This window comes from Paenibacillus sp. 276b, assembly GCF_900107875.1.
In the GTDB taxonomy this organism is placed as follows: Bacteria; Bacillota; Bacilli; order Paenibacillales; family Paenibacillaceae; genus Paenibacillus; species Paenibacillus marchantiae.
Genome location: NZ_FNRR01000003.1, coordinates 366,868 through 378,836, shown reverse-complemented (window position 1 = coordinate 378,836; position 11,969 = coordinate 366,868). Strand labels below are relative to the sequence as shown.

General features: G+C 46.8%; 11 protein-coding genes and 1 pseudogene. All 12 read left to right on the top strand.

Features of this window, described 5'->3' with window-relative positions:
* Nucleotides 1-8: 8 nt before the first annotated feature.
* The 12 genes and pseudogenes from BLV50_RS17690 to BLV50_RS17640 all read left to right on the top strand — a co-directional run bounded on the left by BLV50_RS17690 (nt 9) and on the right by BLV50_RS17640 (nt 11,846).
* Nucleotides 9-956 carry a nucleoside hydrolase gene (locus BLV50_RS17690; protein WP_063567588.1) on the top strand — a complete coding sequence of 316 codons (948 nt, stop codon included), beginning with the start codon at nt 9-11 and terminating at the stop codon, nt 954-956.
* Nucleotides 957-1,165: 209 nt separating this feature from the next.
* Complete coding sequence (gene lspA, locus BLV50_RS17685) at nt 1,166-1,654, top strand: signal peptidase II (RefSeq protein WP_063567589.1); 489 nt, start codon at nt 1,166-1,168, stop codon at nt 1,652-1,654.
* Between the two features lie 297 nt (nt 1,655-1,951).
* Nucleotides 1,952-3,157 (top strand): ABC transporter substrate-binding protein, encoded by a 1,206-nt coding sequence (locus BLV50_RS17680; protein WP_090809429.1) that lies wholly within the window; start codon nt 1,952-1,954, stop codon nt 3,155-3,157.
* Between the two features lie 25 nt (nt 3,158-3,182).
* Nucleotides 3,183-4,049, top strand: a complete 867-nt coding sequence (locus BLV50_RS17675) for a carbohydrate ABC transporter permease (protein ID WP_063567591.1) — start codon at nt 3,183-3,185, stop codon at nt 4,047-4,049.
* A complete protein-coding gene (locus BLV50_RS17670) occupies nt 4,049-4,876 on the top strand; it encodes a carbohydrate ABC transporter permease (protein ID WP_053782648.1) in 828 nt (275 codons plus the stop codon). The genes BLV50_RS17675 and BLV50_RS17670 overlap by 1 nt, the downstream gene beginning before the upstream one ends.
* Before the next feature lie 2 nt (nt 4,877-4,878).
* A pseudogene (locus tag BLV50_RS32505) lies at nt 4,879-4,992 on the top strand (carbohydrate ABC transporter permease); the annotation flags it as partial.
* A gap of 306 nt (nt 4,993-5,298) precedes the next feature.
* Nucleotides 5,299-6,705 carry an MATE family efflux transporter gene (locus BLV50_RS17665; protein ID WP_063567592.1) on the top strand — a complete coding sequence of 469 codons (1,407 nt, stop codon included), beginning with the start codon at nt 5,299-5,301 and terminating at the stop codon, nt 6,703-6,705.
* Nucleotides 6,706-6,997: 292 nt separating this feature from the next.
* Nucleotides 6,998-7,165 (top strand): hypothetical protein, encoded by a 168-nt coding sequence (locus BLV50_RS32805; RefSeq protein WP_177031210.1) that lies wholly within the window; start codon nt 6,998-7,000, stop codon nt 7,163-7,165.
* A 214-nt stretch (nt 7,166-7,379) separates the two neighbouring features.
* Complete coding sequence (locus BLV50_RS17655) at nt 7,380-8,243, top strand: Rpn family recombination-promoting nuclease/putative transposase (RefSeq protein ID WP_090809149.1); 864 nt, start codon at nt 7,380-7,382, stop codon at nt 8,241-8,243.
* A gap of 225 nt (nt 8,244-8,468) precedes the next feature.
* Nucleotides 8,469-9,179 carry a response regulator transcription factor gene (locus tag BLV50_RS17650; RefSeq protein ID WP_072733766.1) on the top strand — a complete coding sequence of 237 codons (711 nt, stop codon included), beginning with the start codon at nt 8,469-8,471 and terminating at the stop codon, nt 9,177-9,179.
* Nucleotides 9,176-10,681, top strand: coding sequence for a sensor histidine kinase (locus BLV50_RS17645; RefSeq protein WP_090809146.1), 1,506 nt, complete (start codon nt 9,176-9,178; stop codon nt 10,679-10,681). The genes BLV50_RS17650 and BLV50_RS17645 overlap by 4 nt, the downstream gene beginning before the upstream one ends.
* A 58-nt stretch (nt 10,682-10,739) precedes the next feature.
* Entirely contained in the window at nt 10,740-11,846 is a 1,107-nt protein-coding gene (locus BLV50_RS17640; protein WP_079695466.1) for a DUF5050 domain-containing protein, read from the top strand.
* Nucleotides 11,847-11,969: the final 123 nt, after the last annotated feature.

Here is an 11,969-nt window from a genome sequence, read left to right as displayed (position 1 = left end):
GCGGCATCATGAGAAAAGTCATCATCGATACAGATACAGCAGGAGACGATACGATTGCGATCCTGACGGCACTGCACCATTTCCAGGTGGAGGGCATTACGATTACAGGTGGGAACGTACAGTTTGACCAGGAGGTTGAAAATGCCCTGTACACGGTACAGGTTGCGGGACATGGCGGCAAGGTGCCTGTGTACAAAGGGTGCGAACGCCCATTGATGGCCTATGGCAAGGCCCAGCACCGCACGGTGGAAGACGTACATGGTGATGACGGCATGGGCGGAGCCCATTTCCCGAAGGCGGACCAGCGTCCAGAGGCAGGGCATGCAGTTGATTTTATCATTGAAAAGGTACACGCACATCCGGGCGAAATCTCGCTTCTGGCCATTGCACCTCTGACCAACATTGCGATGGCAATCCAGAAGGACCCAACCATTATTCCGGAGATTGCTCACCTCTACATCATGGGTGGAACGAATAATGCACTGGGTAATATCACACCAGCCGCGGAGTATAACTTCTATGTAGATCCGGAAGCAGCCAAAATTGTATTGCACGCAGGCATTCCGACGACCATGGTTGGCTGGGAAATGTGTACTCAGTATTCTGTTATGGATGATGATGATCACGCTGAAATTGCAGCACTGGGTACATCTGGTGCCGATTTCTTCACAGCCATCAACAAAGTGGTTATGCAGTTCAACAAATCGGTACATAAACTGAATGGCACCACTCACCCGGACACGTTGCTGATGGCTGTTGCCGCAGATGAGTCGCTCATGACCAAATCCGGTCAGTATTATGTGGACGTAGAAGCAGCAGGAGAGTTAACACGCGGATATAGCGTTGTGGATATCAACGGACGTTTCGGTAAAGAGCCGAATGTACGTGTCTGCGAGGCCATTGACCGTCCGAAATTCAAATCCATGCTGCTGGATGTGCTCTCTGCTATTCAATAAAATTGTGGTTTTAACTCCAATAAAAGTATTCATCATCCGTGCCTATTCCAGGTACGGATTTTTTTTGCCCATTCCATTCCTATGAGTGTGTACAATGCGCGTTCTCTGTCCAGTTGGTGACAACGCTTCGGGTGTGTTAAAGTGAAGGAAATGTTACAGCGGAGACCCTTTAGTTTAACTTTTGAGCGTCCGGCAGGAGGAGTGGCACAATGTTATTTTATTTTGTAGCACTGCTGGTTACCTTGGTTGATCAGGGAACCAAGATGGCGGTGAGGATGTATATGGAAGTTGGGGACACGATGAGGCTTGGCGACTCGGGAATGCAATTGCAGCATTATGAGAATAGTGGAATGGCAGGCAGCCTGTTTCAAGGGAATGCGCGTCTGTTCGGTGTGGTCGCCATTCTGTTCGTGGCGGGTATGATGTATTATCGGAGAAAAGGTGAGATTCGCGGTTTCTGGATGCAGGCAGGTGCCGGTTTCATGGTCGGTGGTGCTTTGGGTAATGCAATTGATCGTTTTATCTACGCACGTGTAACGGATTTTCTCGTATTTCCGTCGGGACGTGGTATTCTCAATTTGGCGGATGTAGCAATAAATGTTGGTGTGGTTATGCTGGTCATCGGCATGTTAATCCGTGCATTTCAGAGTTACCGAGCCAAGCGTTTACGTAATGCTTTGCCGAAAATAGAGCGTTGATAATGAGTTAACAACAGCTGTGATGTAAGCAGCGTAACTGGATACATGAGGGACATTGGATATTTCCGATGTCCTTTTTTGTTATGTCGACGAGCGGACTCGCGGTCAGTGGGACTGATTCATTTTTGTCGAAACCGTTTTAGGAATAATAGGACACATTATAGTCAACGCTCTAAGTATAAAACGGTGGAAGGATTAACCACGTGGTTACTTCACTAATTTAATGGGTAAATCTTTACGTATATAAGCTGAGGGAGGTACAACATGAGAACATCGCTTACCAAGGCACTCGGGTTAATGCTGCTTTGTGGAATAACGGCTGTATTTCTGTCTTCCTGCACTAGCGGGAATAATGCCAATGGCAAAGTGCAGGTTGAATTTTTTCAGAACAAACCCGAAGCCAAAGGAACCTTTGACGAATTAATCAAAACATTCAACGCCGAACACCCCGATATTCAGGTCACTCAGGTGAATCCACCTGACGCGGAGACGGTGCTGAAGACACGTGTGGTGAAGAACGATGTACCAGACATTATGGCAATGGGGGCAACCGATACCTATTCCATTCTTGCACAGAGTGATATTTTCGCCGATCTGACAGACAGTCCACTGTTAAAAACGATCGATCCCAACTACATAAAGATGCTGAAGGATGTCACGGGCATGGATGAAGTGACAGGTGTTCCTTACGCAACAAATGCAAACGGCATCATGTACAACAAAACGTTGTTTAAAGAAATGGGTCTGGACGTACCCAAGACCTGGGACGAGCTGATTGCTACAGCCAAAAAAATTAAGGATGCGGGTAAAATTCCGTTTTACTTCACATACAAGGATGATTGGCAGACGAATCTGCCGTTCAATGCACTCGGACCTAACTTGGTTGGTATTGATTTCTACCTGGAGCGTCGCGAGAACAAAGTGACCTTCAAGGAGAAATACCGTGAGGTTGCGGAGAAGCAGTTGGAGCTGATGAATTACGGTCACGGCGACAACTTCGGTAAAGCGTATTCGGATGGTAACCGTGCCTTTGCCAATGGTGAAGCTTATATGTACATCCAGGGTACCTGGGCGATCTCCGAGATTCGTAAAGCGAACCCGAATGTGGACATTGGTTTCTTCCCATTCCCGACAGGCAACGATCCGAGCCAGATCAAGTTGGTGAACGGAATCGACTCTCTGTTTACCATTTCAGCGAATACACCAAACAAGGAGCAGGCCGAGCAGTTCATCGCGTTTCTGCTGGAGCCTGAAAATATAGGCAAGTACATTAAGGAACAGACGCTGTTCTCTGCGGTGGAAGGTGTAAAACAAGATGATCCTGCTGTACAGGAACTGACACCTTACATTGAGCAGGGCAAGGTTATCGACTTCGCCGATCACTATATTCCGGCTGCTGTGCAGCTGAATTCCATCGTACAGTCCTTTTTGCAGAACAAGAACATCGACAACTATCTGGATACACTCGACAAAGAATGGGACAAGGTAGCGAATCGGCGATAACGCCTTGTCCGAAGGAGGATGGAGTATGAACAAGCGCATCGCGCCTTATTACTGGATGACGGTTCCGGCGGTAATACTGTTCTTTGTATTTATGACGCTGCCGGCCCTCCAGGGGATCTATTATTCATTTACGAACTACAACGGATTCGGTAAAGGTTATGATTTTGTTGGATTCAAAAACTATTTCAATCTGTTTCAAGATGACAATGTAGGCAACGCCTACTGGTTTACCTTCAAGTTTGCGATCGTTGTAACGATCCTTACGAATATTCTAAGCCTGCTCATTGCACTCGGGCTGAATGCCAAGATTAAGTTCCGTAACTTTTTCCGTGGCATCTACTTCTTGCCGAATATCCTGAGTGTATTGATTGTAGGTTACATATTTAACTACCTGTTCTCCAACGTATTCCCGATCTGGGGACAAAACCTGGGCATCAACGCCCTATCCACCAACATTCTGGGCAGCGAAAGCCTGGCATGGATTGGGATCGTGATTGTAGCGGTATGGCAATCAGTTGCGTTGAATACGATTCTGTATTTGGCGGGATTGCAAACCATCCCTACGACATTGTACGAAGCATCAAATCTGGACGGCGCCGGCAAATGGCGTGAATTCTGGAGCATTACGTTTCCGCTTATTGCCCCGTTCTTCACGATTAATATGGTGCTGGCGATGAAAAACTCACTGATGGTCTTTGACCAGATCGTGGCCTTGACGAATGGTGGACCGGGACGGGCAACACAGTCCATCTCCCATCTGATCTACACGGGTGGATTTGAAGGCGGCGAATATGCATATCAATCTGCGAACTCGGTTATCTATTTCATCGTTATTGCGGTGATTTCGATTCTGCAAATCCGGTTCCTGCAAAGAAGGGAGACGGATCTGTAATGAGAAGCCGTTTACGTACCAACTGGCCCGTTATGTTGTTAATTATTCTGGGTACCTTGTTCATTCTGTTCCCTTTATATATGACGGTTACAATCGCATTGAAAAATCCGGAGCAAATGGCCCAATCAGTCTTTGCTATTCCGACAACGCTTCACTGGGAGAACTTTGCAAGTGCAATAGACATGACAAACTTCTTCCAATCGTTCCGTAACAGTGCCATTGTTACTGCGTCAACGGTCATTCTGACCTTGCTCAGTAACTCTATGGTTGCTTACGCGATTGCCCGGAATATGGAGAAGCGGAAATTTTTCAAAGGGCTGTATTATTACTTTGTCAGCGCGATGTTTATTCCGTTTCCAATCATCATGCTGCCGATTGTTAAGCTGACTGCATCACTGGAAATGACCAATCTTCTGGGTCTTATCCTGCTGCATACGGTGTACGGTCTCGCCTTTAACGTATTTGTATATGTAGGTTACATTCGGTCCATTCCGGTAGCACTGGAGGAAGCAGCCTTCGTAGATGGAGCAACAACCTGGGGCACATTCTGGAAAATCATTTTCCCATTGATGGCGCCGATCAGTGCCACGGTTGGTATTCTAACTTGTCTGTCTACCTATAATGACTTTCTGCTGCCACTCATTATTATTAGTGATCCGGCACAATACACGCTTCCACTGGTACAATATGTGTTCCAGGGTCAATTCAATACTGACTTCAACCTGGCGTTTGCATCGTACCTTCTGGCGTTGCTGCCGATGATCATCATTTACCTGTTTGCACAAAAATGGATTATCAACGGTGTAACGCAAGGATCAGTGAAATAAATTGGGGAGTGATTGGTGCGACACTGATGATTAGCATCCTGCCGATCCTGATCGCTTTCCTCGTCTTGAGCAATCGAATTGTGGAAGGTATTGCTGCCGGATCGGTAAAAGGATAGATCTGAGCACCACACATGAGTTATTGGCTAATTTAAACCTTGGACCCTTACATATCCCGATCCAATAGGGATGTGTGAGGGTTTTTGCTCATCGTCTCGGACTTCGTATATCTCCTGAGAACATGTATTTAGAACGACTATATGAATGTATTTCTTCTCTATAATGCAAACTAAATGAAAGGACTGAAAATACCTATTATTGGAATTTCAAAAAACTTTCAAGTTTTTTCGCAAAACTACTGCATTTTCAAACCACCTGTGCTAACATACCCTAAGAATTAAAGCCCACACGGGAAAGGTGAGAAAATGACAGCAATATCCTCAACCAAAGAGTCCCTGCGTTCGGATGCCAAGGATCTGAATCTGATTCGGCTAACATGGCCTATTTTCCTGGAACTCTTCTTGTTTATGTTGATGGGGAGCGTGGATACGTTCATGCTCAGTTCAGTGTCCGATAATGCAGTATCCGGAGTCGGAGCAGCCAACCAGATTATTTCCATTGCGATTCTTGTACTGGAAGTCATTGGACATGGCGCTGCTATTGTTGTGGCACAATATATTGGTTCGAAGAAGTTGAGTGAGGCGGCACAGGTCACAGGTAATGCGATTACACTAAATCTGATTGTTGGACTGATCCTGAGCGGAAGCTTCCTTCTGTTAGGAGGACATCTGCTTACACTGCTTCATATCCAAGGTGAAATATACGATTTTGCCCGTTCTTATATAAGTATTGTCGGAGGCGGGATCTTCCTTCAGGCGCTGATTAACGCGCTGGCCGCGACGATTCGTACGCATGGTTACACCAAAGAGACGATGTATGTTTCCGTTCTGATGAACGTGATTCACGTCGTTGGTAACTACGCCCTTATTTTTGGCCATTTCGGCATGCCGAAGCTTGGTGTAGAAGGGGCAGCGATCTCAACGGTCGGAAGCCGTCTGATCTGTTTGATTATTTTCTTCTGGTTGCTCTATCGGGTTATGGATGTAAGGGTAGAGTTTAGCTATTACATCAACCTTTCGAAGAAATTTATCAGCAAAATCTTGCGAATTGGTATCCCCTCTGCACTGGAATCCGTTGTATATCAGTCCTGCCAGCTCGTCTTCACACTGTACGTAACCTATCTGGGTGCTGAAGCGATGGCAACCCGGCAATATGCGGGTAACATTTCAAGCTACATCTATCTATTCAGCATGGCGATCGGAATGGGAACTTCCATTATTGTTGGCCGACTGGTCGGTGCACGGCGCAAGAACGATGCATACAAACGCGTATTCGACAGTGTAAAATGGGCGCTGCTCGCAACGGTTGTGATCGATGTAATTATTATTCTCTTCCGTGTTCCGCTGATGAGTGTGTTCACGGATAATCCGGAAATCATCAAGCTAGGGGCACAGGTCATCCTGCTAAGTCTTCTGCTGGAAACCGGGCGAACCTGCAACATTGTGATTATTGGTTCCCTTCGTGCCGCAGGTGATGCGAAGTTCCCGGTATACATGGGACTGATCTCTATGGTCTGCATGAGCCTGCCGCTAGGCTACCTGCTTGTGTTCAAGCTTCACATGGGGCTCGCCGGTGTATGGCTTGCGATTGCCGCAGACGAGTGGACACGCGCTGTCATTATGTATTTCCGCTGGAAGAGCCGGGCTTGGGAGAAACATGATCTGTTGGATCATGAGGAGGAAGTTGGAGCCCAGCCGGTGCCGGCAGTATGATGATGGTTTGGAAAATAATTTCGATTTGAGCGGGGTACAGAAATAAAAAGGCGCCGCACTTGGAGCCGTTAGTCTTATTAAAGAAGAGCCAATCATGGGATGGAGCATTTCTCCTGATGATGGGCTCTTTTTTCGTTAATTTGTGCGTTATTACGTTGTTGCCTTGGAGAGGTTCAGATCATGGGTGCGGTTTGTATCGGAGGTTGTCTCCAGAACAGGTTAGCAAAAATGATCAAAAGCGAGATGTGCAGCCTCACGTGTAGTAAGGATATGGAAAGGGGCTGTACTTTATTTGAATTCATACAGTGAATTGATTCAGCAAAGTCTCTACTTTATTGAAACGAATCTGTACGAGGATATTGGGCTTGAAGAAGTGGCATCTGAAGCTCTCCTGTCACCCTATCATTATCATCAGGTGTTCCGCAGGGCAATGCGGTCATCTCATTCGGGGTTATTTTGAACGGCAAAGGAAAAGTTTGGGTGGATAGTTTCCGTTTCGAAGAGGTTGATCCGAATACACCATTGACTCATATGGAGACAGAGTATGAGATGTCGGACGAGCCAATGAATTTGTCTTTTGAAGAGTGATCAGATGTGAATGCAGGTCCAACGTTAAGCTGAAGAAAGTATGGGAATTATGATATAATCCTGGGTAAGAATGGAGCTGATGCAGGATGACGGATTTGCTCGATCCTCGAGTTGATTTTGTATTCAAACGTATTTTTGGAAGTGAGCAAAGTAAAGATGTTTTGTTAGCTTTCCTTAACAGCACGTTTATTGAAACCGGTGAGTCGCCTCTTACGGAGATTACACTTATTAACACGTTTACGGACAAAGATAGTCCGGAAGATAAACAATCCATTTTAGATATCAAAGCGCGTACGGTGGAGGGTAAGTTAATCAACATTGAGATGCAGCTGTTTAATCCGTATAATATGGAAAAAAGGACGCTGTTCTACTGGAGTGAAATGTACTCTCACCAGATCAAGAAGGGCGAAAACTATAATCTTTTGAAAAAATGTGTGACGATCAATATTTTAAATTACTCATGTCTGGACAATGAACGATATCACAATGTTTTTCATTTACGCGAAGATCATACAGGTATTGGTTTGACAGATGATATAGAAATTCATGTGATGGAATTGACCAAACTGGATCAACACCCTGTCCCTATGGATAAGGGTGGACTGGTGAACTGGCTTTTATTCTTAAAAGGGATTGATCCATCAAACTGGGAGGTGCTGGCGATGAATGAACCGATGCTAAAAAAGGCGATGGACACGCTGGAATTTCTGAGTCAGGATGCAGCTACGAGAATGGCTTATGATGCACGGATGAAAGCACTAAGCGATGAAAAGTCGATGATTGAAGGTGCACGTGCTGAGGGTGAAGCCAAAGGGAAAGTAGAAGGTAGAGTAGAAGGTAAAGTGGAAATGGCTCGCGAGCTTCTTGCACTTGGCGTAGATATGTCAGCTGTGGTGAAAGCCTCCGGACTCTCTGCAGAGGAAATCAAAAAACTGCTGCCTAAGCAGTGATATGAAACTGAAATTACACTTTACAGGGCTAATCCAATTACGGGTTGGCTCTTTTTGTTGTGTTTGGGGTATAAAAAAAGTGGAGCGAAGTCGAAGCTGAGAGGATACAGACGTTTCTGGAGTTTCTCACAAATCGAAAAGTCCTCCATAGCTAATCAGGCCATACCTTGTTAACATAGATCCAAAGAATACGATAACTCATGACACATATAGAGGATGATTTCGATGAATAAAAAAGTATTGGTCGTGGATGACGAGTCAAGCATTGTCAGTGCCATTGCTTACGCGCTGCGGCGCGAAGGATATGAAGTAGAGACAGCAAATGACGGCGAAGAAGCGCTGGTCAAGGTGGCGTCATTCCATCCGCAGGTCATGATTCTGGATGTGATGATGCCCAAGCTGGACGGATACGGCGTATGCCGCAGGCTGGAGGATCGAGAGGATATCGGCATTATTTTGCTGACTGTCAAAAATGATATCGTGGATAAGATCGTAGGCCTGGAAATGGGCGCGGATGATTATATGACTAAACCGTTTGAGATCCGCGAGTTGCTCGCCCGGGTAAAGGCATTGATGCGCCGTGTGGAGAAAAGCAGCCCGTCCCCTGACGACCAGAAGAATCAGGTTATCGTCAATGGAACACTGCGCATCCATATCGCTCACCGCACCGTGACGGTGAATGAGGAGAAGCTGGATTTGACGCCAAAAGAGTTCGACTTGTTGACCATTCTGATGTCCAACCCCGAGCGTGTATACACGCGGGATGATCTGCTGGACCGGGTGTGGGGCATGGAATATGCCGGGGGCACACGCACGGTGGATATTCATATTCAGCGGCTGCGCAAAAAGATCGGCGATACCGACCAGCAAAAATTGCAGACGGTATACGGAATCGGCTATAAGGCATCAGCCCCTGAACCGGGCGGCTCGGTATGAGAATCAGCATCAAGCTGAAGTTCAGCGTTTTTCTAGCTGCATTGCTAATCCTGACCGTCGTTGTGCTCAGCTCGCTGGTATTGCGAGGTATTGAGCGCAACCAGCAGACGCAGATCGAGACCATTCTGTCCCAGCAGACCCGTCTGGTGAATCTGAATGTGCGGCAGTCTTACTATACCGAGTCCGTTCGTCTGGAGCAGGAGGTTTTTTTACAGCAAAATGGCCGCAAGTTGGCTCAAGAGCTTGCAAGCTCCACAGGTCTGCCCATCGCGCTTTATGATATGAAGGGACAGCAGGTTGGTTCATCAATCATGTCTGAGGAAAGTGCAGATATCACAGCGACGCTGAACTATGCGCTGCAAAATAAAATTGCTTATCACGAACAGGGGGATACCCTGCTATATGTAGCACCGCTGGACGGACCGGATGGACAGATGGGTGCTGTGCGCATGCAGTATCCGGTTCAGAGCTATCATGAATTCTATGCCCGTATCCTTCAGTTGTTTATGTGGGCTGGGATTGCGGTTGTTGGGTTAAGCTTCATTCTGGGATATCTCTTCTACAATCGTTTTGCTGTTGCTATAACCCGATTGAAGAAGTCTGCCGATTCCATTCGTGAAGGGCATTATATTACCAAATCACCAGTGAGTCGCAAGGATGAATTGGGCGAACTGGGACAGGGCATTTATTATATGAGCACATCGATTCAGCAAAATATTGAAGCCATGCATGCGGAACAGCAGAAGCTTCAGCTCGCTATCGAGAAGCTTCAGGCTCTGGAGCAGCAGCAGAAACAATATATCGGTAACATTAGCCATGAGTTCAAGACACCACTTACGTCGATTAAGGCATATGTGGAGCTGCTGGACATGTATAAGGATGATCCGCAATTGCTGGATGATGCCACGAGCAATATTGGCAAGGAAACGGAGCGGTTGTACGAGATGGTTGAGAAGGTATTACATTTATCAGCCTTGGAGAAATATGATTTTGAGAATCAAGCGGAAGACGTGGAGGTTCGTGCTCTACTGGAGGATGCCTGTGGCCGGATGCGGGGCAAAGCCGAGAAGTTTGCACTGAACATGGAGCTGGCGTTACTGCCTGCGGTGATCCGCAGCGATCGGGAGAGCCTGATGCATATTTTCATCAATCTGTTAGATAATGCGATCAAATATAATGTGCCGGGAGGTGTCATCCGGGTAAGCAATGAACTGCGAATGCAGGAGCGACAAGCGGTGATTTGCATCTTCAACTCGGGTACGCCCATTCCGGACGAGGCGAGCGAGAAAATCTTTGAACCCTTTTACACCATCAACAAAGACAGGGCCAGAAAAACCGGGGGAACCGGGCTGGGACTATCACTCGTCAAGCAATTTGTAGAGAAGCAGGGCGGCACAATCACATTGTTGCCGAGCGATCCGAAGCATGGGGAAGGAACGACGTTCCAGCTGGTTTTCCCTCTGGCCCATTCAAGTTTACAAGTTGGAAACAAGTCTGAATAACTTTGGAAGTATGCGATGTGTATGCTTGGTCTATAGAAAGCACTCAGGAGGGACCATGATGAATTGGAAGCAGGCGGCTATGGGCACGCTCGGGGCAATTGTCCTATTATCGGCAACAGCATGCGGGGGAACAACGAAACCAGGGGATAATACACAGAACGGGAAATCCGGCACGGATATTACGGTGAAGGACAATACAAATACATCGGTATACCAGAGCTTTAAACTGGAGAAAATCGATAAACTGTCGAATATGCGCGGGGTAGCGTGGCTAAGCAATGACTGGATTTTGTCGGATAAAGTAAACGAGTCCATGAAGCCTGTCACTGTTGAGGGTGAGAAACGTTACCCGCATAACTTATACATGTACGATCTTACGAAGGGCACAGATACACCCGTGAAGGAAAGTGAAGTGAATCTGGGCTCACCACTCGTGTCCCCGGATAGTCAGTATATTTTCTACAGAGAACCAGAGGAATCGACAGGCAAAGGCTTCATTCTGAACCTGCACAACGGGGAAGTGGTTCCTGCAGGCAATGACGATGGATTTGTCTTTGAAGGAGCATGGCTGGATAAGGAGCATGTTGTTTTTCCAAACATGAATGGGGATATCATATCAGCTAGTGTGGATGGAACGACCAAAGCGCTGGTCAAGACGGGAAACTTCAATGTAAGCAGTGTCAGCGTTTCGGGTAATGTGATTTACTACATCACAGGCACGGACGGACAGTTGAATAGCTACGATACGAAGACCGGTGAAGTGAAGCAGGTGTTGAAAAGTGTAGAGAGGGTAATCCCGTCCAACGATGGATCAAGACTGGCGATTGTGAAAAAAACAGCCGACACCAAACGGGCGCTGGTGCTAACCGATCTGGAAGGGAATGAAAAAGCCACGCTTGCCAGAGGCACGCAGATCTTCGGCACGAGCTGGTCTGGTGACGATTCCAAAATCGCCTACACAATCAATTCGGAAAGTGATGATGAAAAAGGGCTGTTCGTCTCTAATACGGAATCGGCGGAGCAGTTCCAGATCTCGGCCGAAATGGATAACGCATCTGATCCACTGAGCTGGAGTCCAGAAGGCAACCGAATTTTGCTGTCACAGGCAGTGCAGGAAAATGAATCATACCACTTTGTCACCTCGGTCATTACGATCTCGCAGTAAATCATCATCGAAGAAGAAGTAAATTAGCAGAGCGGGCCTGACTCATATCGAGTTGGGCTTTTTCTGTACCTTTAACGCTGGTTTTCTGGGTTATACTGAAGAGACGAGAAGTAAAGGGGGAAC